The sequence below is a fragment of the Rhodanobacter sp. UC4438_H5 genome, from assembly GCF_052978405.1.
Genome location: NZ_CM129672.1, coordinates 2,646,628 through 2,670,498 on the forward strand (window position 1 = coordinate 2,646,628; position 23,871 = coordinate 2,670,498).

The 23,871-nt window shown below is 68.2% G+C and carries 16 protein-coding genes; 10 read left to right on the top strand and 6 right to left on the bottom strand.

Annotation, left to right across the window (positions count from 1 at the left end; genetic code table 11):
- Positions 1–15 precede the first annotated feature (15 nt).
- The 5 genes from ACVCL9_RS12260 (at position 16) to ACVCL9_RS12280 (ending at position 7,735) form a co-directional block, all read left to right on the top strand.
- Positions 16–1,107, top strand: a complete 1,092-nt coding sequence (locus ACVCL9_RS12260; protein WP_447097917.1) for an AraC family transcriptional regulator — start codon at positions 16–18, stop codon at positions 1,105–1,107.
- 115 nt (positions 1,108–1,222) lie between these two features.
- Complete coding sequence (locus tag ACVCL9_RS12265; RefSeq protein WP_447097916.1) at positions 1,223–2,458, top strand: parallel beta-helix domain-containing protein; 1,236 nt, start codon at positions 1,223–1,225, stop codon at positions 2,456–2,458.
- A 42-nt stretch (positions 2,459–2,500) separates the two neighbouring features.
- Positions 2,501–3,703: an SO2930 family diheme c-type cytochrome gene (locus ACVCL9_RS12270; RefSeq protein WP_447097915.1), complete on the top strand. Its 1,203-nt coding sequence runs from the start codon at positions 2,501–2,503 to the stop codon at positions 3,701–3,703.
- A 61-nt stretch (positions 3,704–3,764) separates the two neighbouring features.
- Entirely contained in the window at positions 3,765–6,260 is a 2,496-nt protein-coding gene (locus tag ACVCL9_RS12275; protein ID WP_447097914.1) for a TonB-dependent receptor, read from the top strand.
- A gap of 59 nt (positions 6,261–6,319) precedes the next feature.
- Positions 6,320–7,735 (top strand): coniferyl aldehyde dehydrogenase, encoded by a 1,416-nt coding sequence (locus tag ACVCL9_RS12280; protein ID WP_447097913.1) that lies wholly within the window; start codon positions 6,320–6,322, stop codon positions 7,733–7,735.
- A gap of 72 nt (positions 7,736–7,807) precedes the next feature.
- On the opposite strand, the gene ACVCL9_RS12285 is transcribed toward ACVCL9_RS12280, so the two are convergent.
- Complete coding sequence (locus ACVCL9_RS12285; RefSeq protein ID WP_447097912.1) at positions 7,808–9,304, bottom strand: OmpP1/FadL family transporter; 1,497 nt, start codon at positions 9,302–9,304, stop codon at positions 7,808–7,810.
- A gap of 243 nt (positions 9,305–9,547) precedes the next feature.
- Between ACVCL9_RS12285 and ACVCL9_RS12290 the strand changes: the two genes are divergently transcribed.
- Positions 9,548–9,841: a YcgL domain-containing protein gene (locus ACVCL9_RS12290; RefSeq protein WP_447097911.1), complete on the top strand. Its 294-nt coding sequence runs from the start codon at positions 9,548–9,550 to the stop codon at positions 9,839–9,841.
- Between the two features lie 71 nt (positions 9,842–9,912).
- On the top strand, positions 9,913–13,347 hold the full coding sequence (locus tag ACVCL9_RS12295; protein WP_447097910.1) for an ankyrin repeat domain-containing protein: 3,435 nt from the start codon (positions 9,913–9,915) through the stop codon (positions 13,345–13,347).
- 13 nt (positions 13,348–13,360) lie between these two features.
- On the opposite strand, the gene ACVCL9_RS12300 is transcribed toward ACVCL9_RS12295, so the two are convergent.
- The 5 genes from ACVCL9_RS12300 to bioD all read right to left on the bottom strand — a co-directional run bounded on the left by ACVCL9_RS12300 (position 13,361) and on the right by bioD (position 19,953).
- On the bottom strand, positions 13,361–15,187 hold the full coding sequence (locus tag ACVCL9_RS12300) for a monovalent cation:proton antiporter-2 (CPA2) family protein (RefSeq protein ID WP_447097909.1): 1,827 nt from the start codon (positions 15,185–15,187) through the stop codon (positions 13,361–13,363).
- A 157-nt stretch (positions 15,188–15,344) separates the two neighbouring features.
- The gene (locus tag ACVCL9_RS12305; RefSeq protein ID WP_447097908.1) at positions 15,345–16,403 is read right to left on the bottom strand and encodes an STAS-like domain-containing protein; all 1,059 of its coding nucleotides are present in this window, start codon (positions 16,401–16,403) and stop codon (positions 15,345–15,347) included.
- A gap of 108 nt (positions 16,404–16,511) precedes the next feature.
- Positions 16,512–18,722 (bottom strand): peptidyl-dipeptidase Dcp, encoded by a 2,211-nt coding sequence (gene dcp, locus ACVCL9_RS12310; protein ID WP_447097907.1) that lies wholly within the window; start codon positions 18,720–18,722, stop codon positions 16,512–16,514.
- A gap of 126 nt (positions 18,723–18,848) precedes the next feature.
- Positions 18,849–19,196 (bottom strand): hypothetical protein, encoded by a 348-nt coding sequence (locus ACVCL9_RS12315; protein WP_395120400.1) that lies wholly within the window; start codon positions 19,194–19,196, stop codon positions 18,849–18,851.
- Positions 19,197–19,260: 64 nt separating this feature from the next.
- Positions 19,261–19,953, bottom strand: a complete 693-nt coding sequence (gene bioD / locus ACVCL9_RS12320) for a dethiobiotin synthase (RefSeq protein WP_395120401.1) — start codon at positions 19,951–19,953, stop codon at positions 19,261–19,263.
- Between the two features lie 56 nt (positions 19,954–20,009).
- Here bioD and ACVCL9_RS12325 point away from each other — a divergent pair, with 56 nt between their 5' ends.
- From ACVCL9_RS12325 to ACVCL9_RS12335, 3 genes are all read left to right on the top strand, one after another.
- Entirely contained in the window at positions 20,010–20,501 is a 492-nt protein-coding gene (locus tag ACVCL9_RS12325) for a GAF domain-containing protein (RefSeq protein WP_395120402.1), read from the top strand.
- A 181-nt stretch (positions 20,502–20,682) separates the two neighbouring features.
- Complete coding sequence (locus ACVCL9_RS12330; RefSeq protein WP_447099577.1) at positions 20,683–21,156, top strand: prepilin-type N-terminal cleavage/methylation domain-containing protein; 474 nt, start codon at positions 20,683–20,685, stop codon at positions 21,154–21,156.
- Positions 21,157–21,164: 8 nt separating this feature from the next.
- Positions 21,165–23,870: a putative bifunctional diguanylate cyclase/phosphodiesterase gene (locus ACVCL9_RS12335; protein WP_447097905.1), complete on the top strand. Its 2,706-nt coding sequence runs from the start codon at positions 21,165–21,167 to the stop codon at positions 23,868–23,870.
- Position 23,871 lies beyond the last annotated feature (1 nt).

The window sequence follows — 23,871 nt, forward strand, 5'->3', positions numbered from 1 at the left end:
CGGAGCATCGGCACCATGGCACGACCCGCCGGCATGATCGGCCTGCATTCCTCAGCGGCGACGGCAGCGGCGACGGACGATCCGCGCTACACCGCCGCGGAGTTCCCGACCAACAAGCTGTTGTACCTGACCCAGCTCGCCGATGCCTGCGGCATCGACTGCCGCGGCTGGTTCGCCGGTCTGGCGCTCAGCCGCACGCAGCTGGCGGACCCTGCGCTGCGCGTGTCGTATCGCCAGGCTTCCGGTTTCGTGCGGCGAGCGCTGGCGGCACTGCGCGCGGCGGGGGTGGCGGACGCCGGCCTGCGCATCGGCCGCGAAGGCACCGTCGGCGGCTTCGGCCTGCTCGGGTTGGCGATGATGACCTCGCGCACCTTCGGCGAGGCGATGCAGGCGGGCATCGCGCACCACAAGATCTGCGGCTGCCTGCTCGACCTCTCGTTCGAGGCGGTGGACGAGCGCACCGTGGCGATGGTGGCCCTGCCGCTGTTCGAGGACGGCGAACTGCTGCCGTTCTTCTGCGAAGAGCTGTTTGCAAGTTCGACCCTGATCGCGCGCGAGCTGGTCGGCCCGGAGCTGCGTCCGCAGCGGCTGGAGCTGGCCTATCCGCGACCGGCCTACGCCGACGAATACGATGCCCTGTTCGGCTGCGAGTCGCGCTTCGACGCACCGCGTTGCCGGCTGCTGATCGACGTGCAGTGGCTGCCCCATCCGCTGCCCGGCTACAACCCGCTGACCGCGAAGCAGGCGCTGGCGTTGTGCGCGCAGCAACGCACGCCTGACGGTGGCGAGCCGCATCAGGAGATCGTCGCCGCGGTGGAGCGCCTGCTGCGCAGCCGCCTGGCGCAGCAACCCAGGCTCGACGAAGTCGCGCGCACATTGAACCTGAGCGAGCGCTCGCTGCGCCGCAAGCTGGCCGAGAGCGGGCGGATCTTCCGCGAGATCCATGATCGTGTGCGCGCCGAGCGCGCGCTGCAGCTGCTGCAGGCGGGCGCGTTGAGCGTGGCCGACGTCGGCAGCGCAGTGGGCTTCAGCGACCCGCGTGAATTCCGGCGCGCGTTCAAGCGCTGGACGGGCATGCCGCCGCAGGAGGCGCGGCGCCCGCGCTGATCAATCCGGCCGCTTTTCCCCCCGTCGGCTGGCCGCTTTGCCCTCCCCACGGGCGGCGGAATGGGCGAGAGTCGGAGTCATCGCGACGCCGGCACTTTCACGGGGGAATCCAACCATGCGCACACTGCTCATCACCATTGCACTGGCCGCGACGCTGGCCGGTTGCGGCAAGCACGAGGCGCCGTCGCAAACCGCCGCCGACAACGGTTTCGAGGCCAAGCTGCAGGAGCAGCTGCTGGACGCCAAGCCCGGCAGCGTGATCGAGATCCCCGCCGGCCACTACCACCTCAAGCGCGGGCTGAGCCTGCGCACCGACGGCGTCACCATCCGCGGCGCCGGCATGGACAAGACCGTGCTCTCGTTCAAGGGCCAGGTGGTCGGCCCCGAGGGCCTGCTGGTCAATGCCAGCGATTTCACCATCGAGAACCTGGCGATCGAGGACACCAAGGGTGATGCGCTGAAGATCAACCAGGGCAGCAACATCACCATCCACGGCGTGCGCGTGGAGTGGACCGACGGCCCGAAGACCACCAACGGCGCCTACGGCCTGTACCCGGTGAAGACGCAGAACGTGCTGATCGAGGACTCGGTGGTGATCGGTGCCTCCGATGCCGGCATCTACGTCGGCCAGTCGGACAACATCATCGTGCGCAACAACCGCGCCGAACACAACGTGGCCGGCATCGAGGTGGAGAACTCCACCCGCGCCGACGTCTACGGCAACACCACCACGCAGAACACCGGCGGCATCCTGGTGTTCAACATGCCCAACCTGTCCAAGGAAGGCCACAGCACGCGGGTGTTCAGGAACAAGGTAATCGCCAACAACCTGGACAACTTCGCTGCCAAGGGCGCGGCGGTGGCCAGCGTGCCGGCGGGTTCGGGCGTGGTGATCAACTCCAACGACAAGGTGGAGATCTTCGACAACGACATCGCCGACAACCGGACCGCCAACATCATCATCGCCAGCTACTTCTCCACCAACTACTACAACACCCGCGGCGTGGCGGCGAACTACAACCCGTACCCGAAGGCGATCTACGTGCACGACAACCGCCTCAAGGGCGGTGGCGATTCACCGGACGGGCTCAAGCTGAAGGCGCTGAAGACCGCGATGTACGGCCTCGGCGGCAACTTCCCCGACGTGTTGTGGGATGGCTACGTCGACACGAAGAACCTGGTCGACGGCCTGCCGCCGGCGAACGACCGCATCTGCATCCGGGGCGTCAACGGCGTGATCAACGCCGACGGCCCGCACGACTACAAGAACCCCAGCAAGGACATGAAGCCGTACGGATGCACGCTGCCCAGCCTGCCCCCGGTGACCTTGAATCCCGAGCCGAAGGTCTGAGGAATGTTCCGGGTATTTTCGGTCTCCGCAGGAGCGCGCCCTGTGCGCGATGCTCTCCGTCACGCCACCCGAAGGCATCGCGCACAAGGTGCGCTTCTGCAGGGTTTCGCGCTGCTGCTGCTCGCGTTGCTGCTGGCCGGCTGCCAGCGCGGCATGCAGCCAGTGGCGTTCCATGCCGAAGGCCGCCCGGCCAGGCTCAGCGACTGGCACGTGGTCGAGGTGCATGACGGCAAGCTGCAGCTCAACGACGGCGTGGTGCCGTACGACCTCAACACGCCGCTGTTCACCGACTACGCGCACAAGCTGCGCACGATCTGGATGCCCAGGGGCGTTAGCGGCAAGTACCAGCCGGTGGACACGCTCGACTTTCCGGTCGGCACGGTGTTCAGCAAGACTTTCTATTACCCGCGCACCGCCGACGGCAAGTTCAGCGACGTGGCGCGCACCGCGGATTACTCGCGCGACTTCGCCGGCCAGGGCCTGGACATGGCCAACGTGCGACTGATCGAGACGCGCATCCTGGTCCATCGCCAGAACGGCTGGGAAGCGATCCCGTACGTGTGGAACGACGCGCAGACCGAGGCCATGCTTGCGCGTACCGGCGCTGTGCTGCCGCTGACCCTGGTCGCCGCCAGCGCGCAGGACGGCATCCCGGCACGCGAGAATTTCAACTACGTGGTGCCCGACGAAAGCCAGTGCGCCAGCTGCCACGCGCAGGACTGGATCGATCGCAAGGTGCATCCGATCGGCCCCAAGGCGCGGCACATCAACAAGAACTACCCGTATGCCGACGGCGAGCACAACCAGCTCGAGCATCTGGTCAAGGTTGGCTATCTCACCGGCGTGCCGGCGCTGGCCACGGTGCCGCGCGACGTCGATGCCAGTGATCCGAAGGCGCCGCTGGATGCACGCGCCCGCGCCTGGCTGGACATCAACTGCGGGCACTGCCACAACCCGAACGGCGCGGCCAACACCACCGGCCTGTCGCTGATCCACGGCACCCCGGAGAACCACGAGCTGGGCATCTGCAAGCCGCCCACCGCGGCCGGTCAGGGTACCGGCAACCATTTCTTCGACATCGTGCCGGGCCAGCCGGATGCTTCGATCATCCCGTACCGGCTGGCCTCGACCGAGCCCGGCACGATGATGCCGGAGATCGGCCGCAGCACGGCCGACCACGAAGCCATCGCGCTGATCAAGGCGTGGATCGCGGCCATGCCCGGTACCTGCACTGTGCTGCACTGAGCCGACAAACGACCGCCGCGGCGCATCGGTCGCGGCCATTCCATGCAACGGGGAGCACGGCATGAACCTTCGTCAACGTCCACTTTCGACCGCGCTGCGCGGCTTGCTGTTCGGCGGCACGGCACTGCTGCTGTGCGCGCCGCTGGCGGCGCAGACGAACACGAGCGCCGACGGCACCGCTCCTGCCTCCGCCACGACCACCGCGGCGAAAGCGGACCGGCCCACCGAGCTTGGCGCCATCACCGTCACCGCGCAGAGCCGCAGCCAGCAGATGCAGTCGGTGCCGATCGCGCTGCAGATCGTCACCGCCCGGCAGATCGACACGCTCGCGGCCACCGACCTCAGCAAGATGAGCCTGTTCGTGCCGGGCCTGGTAGTCAGCGCCAACCAGCCGACCCAGCCCAACTACCAGTTGCGCGGCATCAGCACCGACGACTTCGGCGTGGGCACCGAGTCGGCGGTCGGCGTCTACATCGATGGTGTCTATGCCGCGCGTTCCGGCGGCGCCCTGCTGGCGTTCAACGACATCCAGCGCATCGAGGTGCTGAAGGGCCCGCAAGGCACCCTGTTCGGCCGCAATGCCGCCGCCGGCGCCATCTCGATCGTCACCAACGAACCCAGCGACAAGCTGGAAGGCAAGGCGCGCGTGCGCCTGGGCAACTACGGCAAGCGCTACGGCGACTTCCTGCTGAACCTGCCGCTCAACGCGGACATGGCGCTGCGCTTCAGCCTGTTCGACAACCAGAGCCACGGCTGGGCCCGCGACGCGGCCACCGGCAAGCGCTACGGCCAGGACAACGATCGCGGCGCGCGCGGCGTCTACCGCTGGAACATCACGCCGAACACCCGCGTGCTGTGGTCGTGGGATCACGAGGAGCTCAGGCAGCCGCCGCAGCCCGCCTTCGGCCTGATCCCGTCGTCGGCGTGGTCGGTGCGGCCGGACCCGAACGCGGGCGTGCTGAGCCCGCCGTATCCGGCCAACCCGGCGCAGTACCTCAACCCGCTGCACGCGCCGCTCTACAACGACGCGGTGGGCGCGGCCGAAACCCGCCGATTCGACGGCTCCACCCTGATCGTCGACCACAGCTTCGGCTGGGGCAGCCTGACCTCGACCACCGCGTGGCGCAATTTCGACACCCTGAACCTGGGCGACTACGACGGCACCAACCAGCGCACCACCTACCTCGACACGGCCAACATCGAGCACAACAACAGCTGGTACCAGGAGTTCAAGTTCGCCGGCAGCACCGACCTGATCGACTGGGTGGCCGGCACCAGCTGGTACAGCGAACAGGCGCGCCAGACCAGTCGTACCGACGTGTTCACCGACAGCATCGACACGCTGGCATTGAACGTGGGCGGCGCCAGCTACGCCGACACCTTCGCCGGTTTCGATTCGCTGCTGAAACTGTTCGGCCTGCCTTACACCGTGCTCGGCGCACCCTGGCGCGAGCAGATCGAAAACCAGGGCCGCTTCAAGGCATACGCCTTGTACGGCGACGTGATCTGGCACCTGGGGGACAAGCTCAACCTCACCACCGGCCTGCGTTACACCCGCGACCAGAAGCGGTTCTCGTGGTTCAACCCGCAGCGCAGCGCGCCGGAACTGGACCAGACCATCGACGCGCTCGACGCGATGGGCCTGCTCGCGCTGGCCGGCGTCAACCCCGACGTGTTCCGGCAGAACCTGATCTTCAACCCCGCCAGCGGCGCGCCGGTGGGCGTGCTGGTGCAAGGCAGGAACACCTGGAACGACCTCAGCCCGCGCGTGGTGCTGGACTACACGTTCAGCCCGGACGTGATGGTGTACGGCTCGGTCACCAAGGGCTACAAGGCCGGCGGCTACAACAGCGTGCAGGTCGGCTCGCACTTCGCGCCGGAGAAGGTCATCAACTACGAGGCCGGCGTCAAGACGCTGTTCCCCGGGCCCAACCTCCTGCTCAACGCCAGCGCCTACTACTACCGCTACGACAACCGGCAGTCGCTCACGCTGGATCCCAACAGCACCGGTTCCGGCGTGCCGCGCTACCTGGTGGCGAGCACCGACCAGCAGGCCCACGGCGTCGAAGTGGAGCTGCAATGGCAGCCAGACACGGCGTTCCGGCTGGGCGTGAACGGCGCATACATCGACGCCACCTACCGCAACGCCACCGCGCCCTCCGGCGCCAGCCTGGACGGCCAGCCCACCGGCGAGCCGAAGTATTCGTTCGCCGCACAGCTGGCCTACACCTGGCACGACGTGGCGCACGGCGCGCTGCAATTCGACCTCAGCCACGCCTATCGCGGCCCGTCCCGCTGCAACAACGACTCGCAGTTGCAGGGCACCTGCCAGATCAGCCCCAATTTCCGGGTCGGCTCGGCACGCCAGATCACCGACGTGCGACTGGACTGGAGCGCCGCCGGCGAGCAGTGGGGCGTGGCGCTCTATGGCACCAACGTGTTCGACAAGCGCTACGTCACGGGAGTGAACAACATCACCACCAGCGTGTTCGGCACGCCGTTCGCCGGCGTCACGCCGCCGCGGATGTGGGGCGTCGAACTGCGTGCGCGCTTCTGACCCGGCAGGCGGCGCCCGCCGTTTGCGTGCATGCTGCAGGACCCGTACCGATTAATGCCATGACCACCGACCAGGTTTCCACGCTCACCGACAGCCTGCGCCTGCTGCGCGCCGCGCAACGGGCGCAACCGATGCCCGAGTGGACCGTGCGCGCCGCCCGGCTGCGCGCGCTGCAGGCGCTGCTGCGCGAGAATCGCGAGCGCATGGTCGAGGCCATCCATGCCGATTTCGGCTGTCGCCCGCGCGAAGAGACCGAGCTGCTGGAGTTCTTCCCCAGCCTCTCGGCGATCCGCCATGCGCTGGCCCACGGCCGGCGCTGGATGAAGCCGCGCCGGCGCCTGGCCGACTGGCTGTTCCTGCCGGCGCGCACCGAGTTGCGGCCGCAGCCGCGCGGCGTGGTCGGCATCATCGTGCCGTGGAACTATCCGCTGTACCTGGCGGTCGGCCCGCTGGTCGACGCGCTGGTCGCCGGCAACCGCGCGATGGTGAAGATGAGCGAGTTCACGCCACGCTTCTCGGCACTGTTCGCCGAGCAGGTGACGAAGTATTTCCAGCCCGACGAAGTGCGGGTGGTGACCGGCGACGCGGACGTGGCGCAGGCGTTCTCGGCGCTGCCGTTCGACCACCTGCTGTTCACCGGCTCCACCGCGGTCGGCCACCACGTGATGCGCGCGGCGGCGGCCAACCTCACCCCGGTGACGCTGGAGCTGGGCGGCAAGTCGCCGGCGATCATCGGCCCCGGCGCGCGGCTGGAACATGCGGTGGAACGCATCATCGTCGGCAAGCTGCTCAACGCCGGGCAGACCTGCATCGCGCCGGACTACGTGCTGCTGCCGCGCGCGCGCGTGGCCGAATTCATCGGGCTGGCCGGCGAGGCAGTGGCGCGGATGTATCCGCAGCTGCAGCGGAACGCGCAATACGCCAGCATCGTCTCCGATCGCCAGTACCAGCGCCTCGCGGCGCTGCGCGACGAAGCGCGGTCCGCCGGCGCACACGTGCACGTGCTGGGCGAAGCCACGGAGGATCCGGCGCGCCGGCTGCTGCCGCCGCAATTGCTGACTGAAGTCGACGACGGCATGGCGGTGATGCGCGAGGAGATTTTCGGCCCCCTGCTGCCGCTCGTGCCTTACGACACGCTGGAGGAAGCGATCTACCACGTCGCCGCCCGCCCGCATCCGCTGGCGCTTTACCTGTTCGAGCACGACCGGGGCCGCATCGACCAGGTGTTGGCGCGCACCCATGCCGGCGGCGTCAGCGTCAACGACACGCTCTACCACATCGCCCAGCACGGCCTGCCGTTCGGCGGGGTGGGCGCCTCCGGCATGGGCGGCTATCACGGCGAGGCGGGCTTCCGCACGTTCTCGCACCTCAAGCCGGTGTTCCGCCAGGCGCGCTGGAACGGCGCCGGCCTGCTCAACCCGCCATACGGCAAGCGCTTCCGGCGCCTGCTCGACCTGCTGCTGCGGCGCGGCTGAGCATCTCCCCGCGCAAAAAAAACTCCCCGCCGAAGCGGGGAGTTCCGTCGTGCCATTGCCGCGGGTGGAGCCTCAGAACTTGTACATCGCCGAGAAGCTCAGCAGGTTGCCGTAGTCGTCGAAGTTGCCGGTCAGCGTGTCGCCGGTGCTGTTGGTCAGCGAAACGTGCGCGTTGTTGACGAAGATGTGCGCGTACGAGGCGTTGATCTCGAAGTTTTCGCTCGCCTTGTAGCCGATGCCGACGGTGGCCATCTTGCGGGTGGAGTCCGGCACGCGCGGGCTGCGGGTTTCCTCGTAGGTCGGGCTCTTGTCGACCGCGAGGCCGGCGCGCAGGGTCAGCTTGTCGTTGACGTAGTAGTCCCCGCCGACCGAGGCGTATACGGTGTTGCGCCAGTTGTACGGCTCCGACGTCTGCGGCTGCGCGTTGCCGTAGTTCACCGTCAGGTTCTTGAACACGTCCCACTTGGTGTAGGCCACGTCGACGCCGACGCCGAACTTCTCGGCCTGATGCCAGTAGCTCGCGCTGGCCACGGCCGGCGTGGTGAAGTCGGCGGTGCCGGTGGTGTGCGAGAACGGCGGGATCGAGCTGGCCAGCGCCGGGTTGGCCAGCAGCAGGTCGTAGCCCGGCGTGGTGGTGAAGTTGCCGGTACCCTGCAGGCGATGGCTGATCTTGGCGCGGTAGTTCAGCGCCAGCTTGTCGTTCGGGGTCAGCTTCCAGAAGCCGCCCAGCTGCCAGCCGTAGCCCCAGTCGTCGCCCTTGATGCGGGCGTAGCCGTCCACGCCCGGAGGCGTGACCGCCGCCACGCCGGCCGCGGCAGCCTGGCCCTGCTGCACGGCCGCCTGGATCATCGCCGCACCCTGCGCCGGCGAAATCTGGCCCGCGGCGATGGCCGCCTGGATCTGCGCGACGCCGGCGGCGGTCTGCGCGCCGATGCCCTGCTGGATGCCCAGGCCCACGGCGTTGAAGTTGACCGCGCTGGTCAGCTCGGCGCTGGTCTTCTGGGCGATGAAGCTGGCGCCCAGGCTGAAGTTGTCGGTGACGTCGAACGATGCCGACAGCGTGGCGTCCAGCGACTGGAACTTGGACTTGATGCCGTGGTAACGGCCGACCCAGTCCTTGTCGTACTCGGTCTGGAAGCCGAACGGCACCGAGAAGCCGCCGCCCACGTGCACGCGGTCGCTGACCTGGGTGGCGAAGAACAACGCCGGCACCGGCAAGGTGGTGCCGGCATCGCCGCCATTGCCGCCGCTGATCGGGCGACCCAGCACGTCATGCGCGCTGCCGTCGAACTTGGCGCTGAAGTTGATGGCGGTGACGTCGGCCTGCAGGTAGGTGCCCTTCAGCTCGGACATCGCGGCCGGGTTGTTGACCACCACCGAGACATCACCGCCGGCGGTAGCGGAACCCGCAAAGGCGCGGCCCAGGCCCTTGGCGCTGTTCTCCTTGAGCTGGAATGCACTGGCATCCGCGTTCACCGGCGCAACCAGGGCGCCCACGATCGCAATGCTCAGCGCGGCGAGCGCCAGTGGACGGGCAGCGCCCGTGAGGGTACGGAAAGACGTGTGCATCGCTGGCTCCTGCATGATATTGGGTCAACTCGGTTAAGTCGGGCAGACGGACAGGAAAATTCATACGTACGTTTGAACTTCCTGCGCTGGACTTTGCCCTCTCGGACAAGGCGTTGCAAGTGCGCTCGCAACAAATTACTAACAAGTGAACTCCGCCCGGCAAACAAACCCGCCCGCCGATCCGCCGGCCGGCGCTGCTACTCTCGCCTCCCCGGCGCTTGCTCCCGCCCCCACGGTGCTGCCATGCAATGCTTCGTCTACGCCAGCCTGTCCAAGGCTGACACTTACCTGTGGCTGGCCGAACGCGACGCGTTCGACGTACTGCCCGAGCCGCTGACGCTGATGTTGGGTGAACTGCGCTTCGTGATGGAGGTGCAACTGACGCTCCAACGCAAACTGCCGGTGGAGGACACTGGCCAAGTGCTGGAGCACCTGCGCACGCAAGGCTGGCATCTGCAATTGCCGCCGCAGGAAACGCTGGCCGCCGCCAACCACCCCGCCTACACGCACTCGCCGCGGGATGATCGGGACGAGTGAATCGCGCATCATGGCGTTCGCGTTAACGCCTGGTTACCGCCTGCACGGTCCACGATTTCTATACTGCCGCCATGACCCAGACCAAATCCCGCCGTCGCCCTCCCTTCCTGCATGCGCTGGCCTGGTTCATTCCCGGCTTGCTGGCCGTGGCACTGGCCAGCTTGACCACCCATCCGCTGACCCTGATCCCGCTGCTTCTGGCCAACGCACTGACCATGGCGGCCATTTGCCACGCGATCGGTTTCGATCCGGAACCGAGCTTCGCGCGCACCGTGCTGCGCCGCGGCGCCGCGCACCTGGTGATGTTTACCGGCTACACCGTGCTGGTATTCGTGCTGGTGGCCTGGCCGATGCTGCAACTGAGCCACAGCCCCAGCCTCAGCGCCGCCCTGCTGCTGGCCGCCGCGCTGGTGCTGGCGCTGGTCTCGCTGTGGCGACTGTGGCCGGCGTTCGGGCTGGTGTTCGTGTGGGACGACGCCTACCCGCCGCAACGCGACGGTTCATGGATCTTCACCGCCACCCTGCGCAGCATGGCGTTCGGTCGGCACCTGTCGCGCGAGGAGCGCTTCTTCACCCACTTCGTGCCGGCCGCGCTGTGCCTGCTCGCGCTGGCCTTCAGTGCGATCGCGCTGACCGGGCTGGTCGGCATGCTGCCGGAGGAAATGCGCCTGGCGGCGCTGGCGATCTATGCGCTGGTGATCTTGCCGCTGGCCTGCCTGGTGATCGCCAACCGCACCCTGCGCGCGTTGCTGTGCGAACGCCACCCGCCGCGCCGACGCGCCGACGCGAATCCGCTGACCGCTGAATTGCCGCGGCCGGTGCTGAGTGAACCGGAGCGCATCGCCGGCACACCCGAACAGGCGGCCGCCTTGCTCGCCGCCGCCCGCGCCGGCGACATCGAACGCGCGCTGGCGCTGCTGGAAGTGGGTGCTGCCTGCGACACTGTGCCGCCGCCGGGTGATCGCGACCAGCGCCCGGTGCTGATGCTGGCGGCGCTGCTGCCCGACACGCGGCTGCTGCGCGCGCTGATCGCCAGCGGCGCCGACGTCAATCGCGCCAGCGGCGGGCTCACCCCGCTGCTGGCGGCCACCCGCGACAGCTGGCACGGCCGCGCCGAAGCGGTGCTGATGCTGCTGGCCAACGGCGCCAGCCCGCTGGCCACCGATGCCGACGGCAACACCCCGCTGCACGGCGCCGTGCTCAGCGCCGACGCCGGCGTGGCGGCGATGCTGCTCGACGCAGCCGCGCCGATCGACGCGCTCAACCAGGCCGGCCTGAGCCCGCTGGCCACCGCCTGCCGTGCCGCCAACTGGCCGCTGGCGAAATTCCTGCTCGACCGCGGCGCCAAGCCGGCCCCGGCCGGCGGCGAACCGGCGCTGGTCGCCGCCGCCACCATCGCCGACGACGACCCCACCGGCGTTGCCCTGTTGCTCAAGCACCGCGCCGCCGTCAACGCACTCGACGCGCGCCAGCGGCACGCCTTGCTCGGCGCCGCCGCCGAAGGCCACGAGCGCATCGCCCGCGCACTGTGCGATGCCGGCGCCGACGTCAGGCTGGCCGACGAGCACGGCGTTACCGCGCTGATGGAAGCCGCGCGCGCCGGCGCCAGCGGCATCGTGCAGCGGCTGGCCGAGGCCAAGGCCAACGTGCTGGCCCGCGACCAGCACGGTCGCGACGCGCTGATCCTGGCCTGCCAGTCGCCGCATGCCGACGTCGCCACCGTCCGCGCCCTGCTCGAACTGGGTGCCGATGCCAAGGCCGCCGGCGGCGACGGCCGCAGCGCACTCGACCACGCCAGCGCCGCCGGGCGCTGGGATCTGGTCGCGCTGCTGGACCCGGACACCGCGCTGCCCGCCAACCTCAGCCACGATCTGCTGGACGAAGGCGCCGACACGCCGCAACACCTGCTCGACGCGCTGCGCTTCGGCCACTGGGCCACCGTCTCCGCCTTCGGCGAGCGGGTGCGCTCCTGGCCGCAAGCCGAACTGGCCCGGCTCTATCTGGAACTGGCCACGCCCGGGCTGGGCGCGGCGCGGCGCTGGCTGCTGGACCACGGCCTCGCCGCCGAGGCCCGGCTGGAGGCACCGCGCATCGACGAGCCCGACACCGGCGAAGCGCCTACCCAGGCACCGCTGGGACGGCGCCTGTTCGACGCCCTGCTCGAACGCCTGCCCGATGCCACCGAAGCGGTCGATGATCTGATGCAGGCCGGCGCCAGCCCCGCCGGTTGCGGCCTGCTGGCCGCGGCCCTGGTGCAGCTCGAGGGCGCAGCCCAGGCCGCCGCGCTGCCGCTCGGCCTGCTCGAGCGCGGCGCCGACCCGTTCGGCACGGACGCGAACCAGCGCACGCCGCTGCACCTGGCCACCCGCCACGCGCACGGCGACCTGCTGCAGGCACTGCTGGCGCGCGGCTGCGATCCCAACGCCCGCGACGGGGAGCAGCGCACGCCGCTGTTCGCCGCGCTGGAACATGGCGCCGCCGCGCTGCCGCTGGTGCGCAGCCTGATCGCCCACGGCGCCGACCCGGAAGCAGCCGACACCCACGGCGAGACGCCGCTGGGGCTCGCGCTGGAGCATCCCGCGCTGGAGCGCTGGCTGGACTGGCGCGACTGGCCGCTGCCGCAGCGACCGTTGCGCGGCACCGACCTGCCTGCCGCCGCCGCGGTCGGTGCGCTGGCCGCGGTGCAGCGACTGCTGGAGCTGGGCTTCGCCGTCGACACCCGCGACGAGCAGGGCGCCACCGCGCTGCTGCGCGCCTGCGGTGCCGGTCATCGTGACGTGGCCGCCTGCCTGCTCGACGCCGGTGCCGATCCCAGCCTTCCCGCGCACAGCGGCGTCACCGCCCTGGTCGCCGCGGTCAGCGCACGGCGCGAAGCGCTGGTGGCCCTGCTGCTGCAGCGCGAGGTGGCCGTCGACCAGCGCCTGCCGAACGACGCCACCGCGCTGATGGTGGCCGCCGCGCTGGGCTACCCGGACATCGCCGAACAACTGCTGGCCGCCGGCGCCGACGTCAAGGCGGTGGACAGCTCCGGCCGCAACGCATTGCACGCCGCCGCCCAGTTCGGCTTTGAACACAACGACAGCCTGCGCACCCGCCGCCTGTTCGACGGCCTGCTCAAGCACGGCGCCGAGATCAATCACGCCGATCGCGAAGGCAAGACGCCGCTGTTGCTGCTGCTGGGCGCGCAACTGCCGCCGGGCAGCGACGGCGACGCCACCCACCTGGGCGCGCTGGTACCGCCGCTGCTCGATGCCGGCGCGCACGTCGCGCATGCCGACCAGCGCGGCGTCACCGCGCTGCATGCCTGCGCCATGCACGCGCTGCTCGCCCCGGCCCGCGTGCTGCTCTCGCGTGGCGCCGACCGCCAGGCCACCGACGCCTTCGGCCGCACTGCCGCGGAAGTGGCTCGCCAACTCGGCTTCGTCGACATTGCCCACGAACTGAGCGCGCGCAGCAACCAGGCGATCCCCAGCGTGCGGCAGACGCTGCGGCAACCGGCGGAGTAGCCGCCGGCCGCGTCTATTCGGGACTGTCCGGCGCCACCGGCCCCTTCTCGCGCTGGCGCTCGGCAGTGCGCTCCGCATCGGCCTCGAACAGCCGCTGCAGGTCGACCAGTGCATCGCGGGTGCTCTGCATCAGCTTGGTCTCGTCGTCGTAGACCAGCGCCTGCTTCTGCAGCAGGTCCTCGTCGTAGCGGCGGAAGCGCTCGACACGATCGACCGCCAGCTCGTGCGACAGGCCCAGTGCCTCCAGCGTCTTGCGGGTCATCTTGAGGCTGGAATGGAAGGTCTCGCGCACCGGGTCGTCCACGCCCAGGTCGAGCAGGCGAAACACGTGCTGGCGGTTGCGCGCGCGGGCGACGATCTTCAGGTGCGGATACTGCCGCTTGACCAGGCGCGCGGTGCGCAGGTTCGCCTCCGGGTCGTCGGTGGCCAGCACGAAGACTTCCGCGGTGGCCGCGTGCGCCGCGCGCAGCAGTTCCGGCCGCGCCGGGTCGCCGAAGAACAGATTGATGCTGCCGAAACGGCGCGAGAAATCCACCTGGTCGGCGGAGTGCTCCAGCGCCACGAACGGAATGCCCTGCGCACGCAGCACGCGGGCGATGATCTGGCCGACGCGACCGAAGCCGGCGATGATCACCCGCGGCGGCGCCGTGTCGATGGTGTCGAACTCGCGCGACGGCTGGCGCGGGCGCAGGTCCAACGCCTTCGCCGCCAACACCACCAGCAGCGGTGTCAGCGCCATGCTCAGGGCGATCACCAGCATCAGCAGGTCGCGTTGCGCGACGCTGAGCAGGCGTTGCTCGGTGGCCAGCCGCAACACCACGAAGGCGAACTCGCCGCCGGCGGCCAGCAGCACCAGCAGGCGCAGCGTGTCCGAGCGATTGAGCCCGCACAGCCAGCGTCCCAGCGGCCACAGCAAGACACTCTTCAGCGCCAGCAGCAGCGCCAGCAGGGTCAGCACCAGGCCGGGGCTATGCCACAGCAGCGACAGATCCATCGACATGCCGACGCTGATGAAGAACAGCCCCAGCAGCAATCCCTTGAACGGCTCGATGTTCGATTCCATCTCGTGCCGGTATTCGGAATCGGCCAGCAGCACGCCGGCCAGAAATGCGCCCAGGGTGGCCGACAGGCCCGCCAGTTCCATCAGCCATGCCACGCCCATCACCACCAGCAAGGCGGTGGCGGTGGACACCTCGACCGAGTCGGCCTTGGCCACGAAACGGAACACCGCGCGCAACAGGTAGCGGCCGCCGACCACCACCCCGACGATCACCCCGATCGTGCGCAGCACGCCGAGCAGGTCCACATGCGAAGCCGAGGACGCCGCCAGCAGCGGCAAGGCGGCGATCAGCGGAATCGCCACCAGGTCCTGGAACAACAGCACGGCGAACACGTGCCGCCCGTAGGCCGAACCCGCCTCCTTGCGCTCCGCCAGGATCTGCAGGCCGAACGCGGTGGACGACAGCGCCAGGCTGCCGCCAACGACAAAAGCCGCCTTGCCGTTGAGGCCGAACAGCCAGTACGCGACCAGGCCGATCGCCAGGCCACTGGCCAGCACCTGCGCGATGCCGGTGCCGAACACCGAGCGCCGCATCACCCACAGCCGCTGCGGCGACAGCTCCAATCCGATCACGAACAGCATCAGCACCACGCCGAACTCGGCGATGTTCGCCACGCCCGAGGTGTCGTGGATCAGCCCCAGCAGCTGCGGCCCGATCGCCACGCCGGCCAGCAGATAGCCGAGCACTGCCCCGAGGCGAAAGCGCTTGGTCAGCGGCACCGCGATCACCGTGGCGAGCAGGAACACCAGGGCCGTCTGCAGCAGATGATGGCTGTCCACGCGTGATCGGGCTCCAGTCGGGAGTTTCGATTATTTCACGCAGCCGCTGCTCCCGCCGCCTACCTTCGTCACACCGCGGTCGACCGGCGCCCATTCACATCCGGCGAGCCAGAAAAACGCAGCAGCGTGTCGAAGAAGTTCCCGGTGAACGACCGGCTCAAAGCAAAGACAATTGCCCGCCGTCGTAATCACGTGTCACTTCGGCGCGACGGATCATCTGCTGCACTTCCGGAACGGCGTGGACAGGTACCAATTCCACCTCCGGGTGGGCCCGGGCAAACACGCGGAATATCTCGTCGGCAAATGCCTGCCCAATGGTGGTGACATCGCTGAAATCGAGCACCACGTGGCGGAACCTGTCCACGCGTTGCATCAGCCGTTTGGCCTGCGAACGGGAAATCAGGTTCTCATCGCCGACCTGGGCAAGGCGAACCGGAACCACGGTTTTCGCAAACGCGTACTCGTCCGGACCACTGGAAAATTCGTCGAACACCTGCTTGACGGTACGCACGGACCCCGTGGATATGCCCATGGATACGACGGTGCCCTCCTTCGGCATGCCGTCGACATCGAACAACACGTCCTTGCCATGTCCTTCCTCATGGGAGAACACCAGTCCTCCGGACATGATCTGGAAGCGATCGAACATCCGCGAGGTGAAGAACACGCCTTCGCCCGAGTGATTTCGCGGATCCGTGGTGAACTTGCCTTTGGACAACTCCAGCAGCGCCAGGCGTTCGTCCGGCAACTCCAGGGCACGCGCGATTTTCCGGAAAATGCCGACACCATCATCGGCGATCATCATCAACAGCTCGTTATCACGCAATTCCATGTGCACTCCGACGTGCGTGGCCTCGGAGTGGTCAATGGCGTTGTTGATCATTTCCGTTGCACCGTGGTGGGCGATGTCCAGCACGTTGCGCGGCACGTCCCGCAACAAGGGTGACAATTGCGCCGACCAGAGGGTGTCCTCGGTCAGGCCCTCCCGTGGGTATCGCTGCCAAAACCGGCGGTTGTGGCCCATCGTGTAGACGGGTCGGGTCGTCCCGTCCTTGCGCAGGTAGCCCTCGGCCACCAGCTTGCGAACCTGAATGCTGACCCTCGCACCCGATAGACCCAGCTGGGCCGCCACCATGCCGACCAGGTCGCGCGGATGTGTGGCCACTGCTTGCAGCAGGGCGGCATCTATTTCGGCGGAACGACTGGGGCGAGCCATTTCCGGATTCTAAAGTTATGCCACCCTATTTGCTAGTTAAAGGGCGACTACTTGAAAGTCAAAGGGCCTGCTTGCGCAGGCCCTCCAACACTTGACGCTCTAAACGGCCTACTTCTTCGTTGCGTCCTTCAGGCCGCGGTTTTCCAGCATCGGCTCGATGCTCGGGTCCTGGCCGCGCCAGTCCCTGTACATCTTGGCCAGGTCCTCGGTGTTGCCGCGCGAGAGCACCATCTTGCGGAAGCGGTCGCCGTTGGCGCGGGTAAGGCCGCCGTTGTCCTTGAACCCGATGAAGGCGTCGTCGGCCAGCATCTGCGTCCACAGGTAGGCGTAGTAGCCGGCGGCGTAGCCGTTGCCCCAGATGTGCTGGAAATAGCTGGAGCGGTAGCGCGGCGGCACGTAGCTCAGGTCCACGCCGTCCTTCTTCAGTGCGGCGGCCTCGAACTTGTCTGCGTCCTGCACCGGTGCGTCGGCGCCCAGCATGTGCCAGTTCATGTCGAGCATCGCCGCGGCGACCAGCTCGGTCATGTTGTAGCCCATGTTGAACTTGCCGGCCTTCTTCATTTTGTCGACCAGCGCCTGCGGCATCGGCGCGCCGGTCTTGTAGTTCTTGGCGTAGTTGGCGAACACCTTGGGGTTGGTCGCCCAATGCTCGTTGAACTGCGACGGGAACTCGACGAAGTCGCGCGCAGTGTTGGTGCCGGACAGGGTGGGGTATTGCTCGTCGGCGAGCATGCCGTGCAACGCGTGGCCGAACTCGTGAAACATGGTGATCACGTCATCGAACGACAGCAGCGCCGGCTGGCCCGCGGCCGGCTTGGTGAAGTTGGCGACGTTGTAGATCACCGGTTTGGTGTCCATCAGCTTCGACTGGCCGACGAAGTTGTCCATCCAGGCGCCGCCGCCCTTGTTGTCGCGCTTGAAGTAGTCGCAGTAGAACAGCGCCATCGACTTGCCGTCGGCGTCGAACACCTCGAACACGCGCACGTCCGGCTGGTACACCGGAATGTCCTTGCGCTCCTTGAAGGTCAGCCCGTAGAGCTGGTTGGCGGCGTAGAACACGCCGTTCTTGAGCACGTTGTCCAGCTCGAAGTAAGGCTTGATCTGGTTTTCGTCGAGGTCGTACTTCGCCTTGCGCACCTGCTCGGCGTAGTGGTTCCAGTCCCACGGCTGCAGCTTGAAGCCGGGCTGCCCGGCCGCCTTCTGGTCCTGGTCGATCTGCGCCTGGATGTCGGCGGCCTCGCGCGTGGCACGCGCCACCGCAGCCGGCGCCAGCTTCTGCATGAAGCCCATCGCGGTGGCCGGCGTCTTGGCCATCTGGTCTTCCAGCTTCCACGCGGCGTAGTTCGGATAGCCGAGCAATGCGGCCTCCTGCGCGCGCAATTGCGCCAGCCGCTCGATCGTCTTGCGGGTGTCGTTGGCGTCGTTCTGCTCGGCGCGGTTCCACGACGCCTCGAACAGCTGCTGGCGGGTGGCACGGTCGGTCAGATCCTGCAGCTCGGGCTGCTGGGTGGTGTTCTGCAGCGGCAACACGTACTTGCCGTCCTGCTTGCGATCGGCCGCGGCGCGACTGGCGGCGGCGATTTCCGCATCGCTCAGGCCGGCCAGCTTGCTCTTGTCGCCGATCACCGGCGCGGCGTCCTTGGTGGCCGCCAGCAGCTTGTTGGTGAACGCGGTGCTGAGGCTGGACTCCTCCTTGTTCATCGCCTTCAGCTTGGTCTTGTCGGCGTCGGACAGCTTGGCGCCGGCATGCACGAAGTTGTCGTAGACCACCTGGACCAGGCGCGCGGATTCCGGATCGAGCTTCAGCGTGTCGCGCTGGTCGTGGACCGCCGCGATGCGCTTGAACAACTTGTCGTTGAGATAGATCGCGTCCTGGTGGGCGGCCAGCCTGGGCGCCTCTTCCTCCTGCACTTTCTGCAGGGTCGGGTTGGTATTCGCCGCGGTGACGCCGTTGAAGACCGCCATCACGCGATCGAGCATCACGCCGGTTTTCTCCAGCGCCACGTAGGTGTTCTCGAACGTGGCCGGCTCGGGGTTGTCGGCGATCTTCTGCACCTCGGCCAGTTGCCGCTTCATGCCCTCCTCGATCGCCGGCTGGTAGTCGGCGTCGGTGATCTTGTCGAACGGCGGCGCCTGGAACGGCAGCGTGCTGGCCTGGAAGAACGGGTTGCTGGTCATGGCATCGGCCGGGGCGGTGGCGGAAGCGCTCGCTGTCGACGTGGGCGCAGGCGCGGGCGTGGCATCGGCGCCACCCGGCGATTGCGAGCAGGCGGCGAGGGCGATCGTGGTGGCAATCACGAGCAGGCGGAGTCGAAGCATCAGGTTCCCCAACGTTGGGCGTCCGCGGCGGGACGGGATGGAAATGCAGTCCCCGACTTTACCCATACGGCCGCCGCTTTCCAAACGTTCGCAGGAAACTGCGGACCGCGGATCAGCGAAGCGCCATCACGCCACGCGCAGGTCGCGCAGCTGCCAGCCGCCGCCGATCAGCAGGAACAGCCGATGGCGCAGCACGCTCATCGGCAGGTCGGTGGTCAGCTCCACGTCGGTGCGCAGGTCGGCGACTTTCGCCGTCACCTCGGCGGCCGGATCGGTGTTGCCGAGGCTGGCGTCCACCGCATCCGGGTCGGGCTGCGCCGCGCGCCAGCGCTGGAACAGCTCATCGCTGCGCAAGGCGTGCTGCAGCGCGCCGGCGAAATCATTCGGGCCGGCACCGGCGTAGCTGAAACGCGGGTCCTCGCCGCGGGCGTGGCCGAGGTCGGCGATCGAGAGGTAGTAGCGGTTGCGGGGCATTGGCCATTCCGGAAACAGGTCTGCGGCCATTCAAGCACGCACGCCGGTACGCCGGACGTGAAGGTCAGCCGAGCGCCGCCACGGCGGCGTGCAAGCGTCCGGCCGCCTGCGCCGGCGGCATGCCGTGCGGCAGCACGCCCAGGCACGGCGCCGGCAGCAGCTCGCCCAGCGTGGCCAGGTTCTCGGCTTGCGCTTCCATCGCCGGGTCGATGTGGTTGCCGATCCAGCCGATCAGGCGGCAGCCGTCGGCGACGATCGCGCGCGCGCTGAGCTGGGCGTGGTTGAGGCAGCCCAGGCGCAGGCCGACCACCAGGATCACCGGCAACTGCCATTGCCTGGCGATGTCCGAGGCGAACAGCTTGGGCGCCAGCGGCACCAGCCAGCCGCCGACGCCTTCGACCACCACGCGCTGGTGTTCGCTGCGCAGTTGTTCGAAGGCGGCGCGCATCGGCGCCAGCGTGACCTGCCGGTGCTCGCGCGCGGCCGCCAGATGCGGCGACAGCGGATCGCGCAACGCCACCGGGTTGATCCGCTCGTAGGCCAGCGCGGGATCGCTGCCTGCCGCCTGCAGGGCCAGCGCGTCGTCGTTGCGCAGGCCGTCGGGCGTCGCCGCGCAACCGCTGGCCACCGGTTTCATGCCGCAACTGCGGTGACCGGCATCGCGCAGGGCGTGCAGCAAGGTGCAGGAAGCATGGGTCTTGCCGATGCCGGTGTCGGTGCCGGCGATGAATACCGCGGCGTGGCGGGAGTCTGTCATCGGGATGTCCGTGGCGAGGGCGCGCATAATACGCCTTTGCCGCCGGATGACTTCGCATGTTCGAGCTCGAGACCCCCACCTTCGCCAGCAAGCAGGAGCACTATGAGCACCTGGTGCAGCAGGCGCGCGGCCTGCTGCAGGGCGAGCCGGACCTGATCGCCAACGCGGCCAATTTCAGCGCGCTGGTCTACCACGGCCTGCCGCAATTGAACTGGGCCGGGTTCTACCTGTTCGACGGCACCGAGCTGGTGGTCGGCCCGTTCCAGGGCAAGCCGGCATGCATCCGCATCGCGCTCGGCCGTGGCGTCTGCGGCACCGCCGCGAGCGAGCGCCAGACCCAGCTGGTGCGCGACGTCAGCACGCACCCCAACCACATCTACTGCGACTCGGCCTCGCAATCGGAGATCGTGGTGCCGCTGGTTCGCCGCGATGGTTCGCTGCTCGGCGTGTGGGACGTCGACAGCCCGGTGACCGATCGCTTCGACGAGGACGACCGCGCCGGCATGGAAGCGCTGTGCGCGGTGTTCATGGATGTCGTCACGCCCTGATCGGTTCGCGATGACCCGGCGCGCGTGACCGCCCGCCGGGCGTGGTCGCGCGCCGCTTGCCCGCCCGTCGTCATGGCGCTCAAGCGCAATCCTCCCGTGCCGCTAACGATGAGGGGCCCGGCGATTTGCCGAATCCCGGCGTTGCCGCTCGGTGCGCCTCGCGAACACTCCACCCGTAGCCATGAACAAGAGACTGCCCACGCCAAGCGCCGGGTTCACGCTGGTCGAGATGATGATTGCAGTCGTCATCATGGGGCTGCTCGTCGCCATGGCGATGCCGATCTATGCGCGGTACGGCAACCGCGTCAAGGCGAATGAAGTCGCGGCCTTCATGACCACCACCTCGCTGGCGCTGGAGACCTACCACGCCCAGTCGGGGACCTATCCCGCCACTCTGGCCGAGATCGGCATCAGCGAACCGGCGCTCGATCCATGGGGCAACCCGTACCGGTATCTGCCGATCGACACCGATCCGCCGCCCAAAACGGGCCAGGTCCGCCGCGACCGGAACATGAATCCGATCAACACCGACTTCGACCTGTACAGCACCGGACCGGATGGCCGTACGCAGACCCAGTTGACCGGACGCTTCGCGCGCGACGACATCGTGCGCGCGGGCAACGGCAGTTACATCGGCACGGCGCAGGATTTCTAGGCGCGACGATGCGCATTTACCTGCCCGGCAAGGTCAGTCGACGCCTCACCCTGCAGTTTCTCCTGGCCGCACTGATCCCCATGAGCGGCATGGCCTGGTACGTCTACCACGAGGTCAGCGCGCTGCTGCTGGACTCGGCGTACCAGCAACTTCGGGCCGACAGCAAATCGTTCGGCATGAGCCTGATCGAGCTGCTCAACGCCCGCGCGAGCGACCTTCGAAAGCTTCCCGCCGAGCACATCGGCGACGCATCGGCGGCAGCGAAACTCGGTTTCAGCGCGACCTCGCTGCAGCCCTCGCGCGACTTGACGGCGCCACAGCAGGCCCGCCTGGCGCGCGGCAAGAGCATCCTGCGAATGGCCGCCGGCCACCCCGTGCAATTGCTGGTTCCGTCCGCGTCCCGCAGCCAAGTCCTGGTGGGCGAGATCGCGACCGCTCCGCTGTGGCGCAACGACTCCGCACCCGAGCGCTACTGCATCCTCGATGCCGACTACGTCGCCATGTTCTGCACGCCCGGCCTCGCCCCGCTGGACCGGCACATGCTGGAGTCGGCGCTCGGCAACGGCACCGGCGGCACCGTGCCATGGCATGCCTCGGGCGAGGACCTGCTGGTGGGGCTGTGGCGGCTCAAGTTTCTGCCCGCGCTCGACAGCCCGGGCTTCGTCGTCATGCAGGCCACCTCGCGAGCCGACGCGCTGCGCCGGCTGGAGGATTTCCGCCATCTGTTTCCGATCATCGTGCTGCTGGCGCTGGCCGTCGCCGCGGCGCTCGCCATGCGCCAGATTCGCCACCAGATGAAGCCGCTCGACCAGCTGACCGGACTCACCCGCCGCCTCGCGGCCGGCGACCTGACGGCGCGCCTGCAACTGGCCGGCAACGACGAGTTCGCCGAACTGGGGCGCACGTTCAACGACATGGCGATGAACCTGGAATCGCGGTTCCACATGCTCGCCCTGCTGAGCGACCTCGACCGCGCCATCATCAGCGCCTCGCGCATGGAGCATGTCGCCAGCGAGGTGCTCGGCCACATCCGCAAGGCCATCCCCAGCGACGGCGCCGGCCTGCTGGTGCGCGACGGCGAGGCGGGTTACTACCTGCTGACGCATGACCCCGCGCACGCGGGCGTTTGCCTGCGCACGGCAACCGTCAGGTTCGGGCTCGACGCGCTGAGCCACGCGCAACCGGCATGCATCCTGTCACCAGCGCATCTGCCGGAGGAGTTCCTGCGACGGCTCGGCTCTGCGCTGCCCGCGCACCTGCTTGCGTTCCCGGTCCGCCATGACGACTGCCTGCATCAGGTGCTGCTGCTGGCATACCTGGGCTTGCCCGAGCAGATCGACACCGCCGTCCGGGGTGGCCGGGCACTTGCCGACCGCATCGGCATCGCGCTGTCCAGCCTGGCGCAGGAGGAAAGACTCCATCACCAGGCCCATTACGATGCACTGACCGACCTGCCGAACCGGGTGCTGCTGCGCGAGCGCTGCGAACAGGCCATCGAGCGGGCGCAACGCGAGCAGACCGCCGCCGCGCTGATCCTGATCGACCTGGACAACTTCAAGCAGGTCAACGACACGCTCGGCCACGCCAGTGGTGACCAGCTCCTGCTCCAGTGTGCGACGAGCCTCCAGCAGCAGTTGCATCCGGACGACGTGCTGGCCCGCCTGGGCGGCGACGAGTTCGTCGTGCTGGTGCAGGATCTGGTGCGCGGCGAGGAACACGCGACGCTCGACCGCCGGCTGCGTGACTTGCGCGCCGCCCTGGCCGAACCGATCACCGTGAGCGAACACCAGATCAACACGCCCGCCAGCATGGGGATCGCGTTGTACCCGGCGAACGCCAGCCAGTTCGATGAACTGCTGCAGATGGCGGACGCCGCCATGTACAAGTCCAAGCGCGGACAGCCGGGCGGCTTCCAGTTTTACTCGAGCGAGTTCACCCGCACCTCGAAAATCCATTTCGACCTGACCCAGGAACTGCGCAAGGCGGTCGAGAGAAGCGAACTGGTGCTGCACTACCAACCGAAGATCGACGCCCGCACGCGCCGGATCGTCGGCGCCGAAGCGCTGGTCCGCTGGCTGTCGCCCACGCGCGGCCTGGTCCTGCCGGCCACCTTCGTGCACCTGCTCGATGAAATGGGCCTGGGCGCATGGCTGGGCGAGTGGGTGCTCGATCGGGCCTGCGCGCAGATGCGGCAATGGCAGGACGACAACCTGGCGGCGATCCCGGTCTCGATCAACATGTCGCCGGTGCAATTCGAACGGACGTCCGTCGTGGAGCGGGTGCAGGCCGCCCTGGGGCGCTACCGGCTCGACGTCGACCGCCTGGAGATCGAGATACTGGAGGCGACCGCCGTCAACGACTCGCACAAGGTGCGGGAATCCCTCGTGGCGTTGCGCGCCGCGGGCATCGGCGTCGCGCTCGACGATTTCGGCACCGGTTACTCCTCGCTGGTCTACCTGACCCGCATCCCGGCCAACGTGCTCAAACTCGACCAGGCCTTCATCCGCGGGCTTTCCGGCGATCCGCGCCAGCAGGAAATCGTCAGGCACATCATCGCGCTGGCCAAGACGCTGGCTTACAGCGTGGTGGCGGAAGGCGTCGAGGAAGAAACTCAGCTCGCGCTGCTCGTCGCCATGGGCTGCGACTACATCCAGGGCTACCTGATCGGTCGCCCGCTGCCACCGGACGAATTCGCCGAGCGCTGGCTGCGCTGAC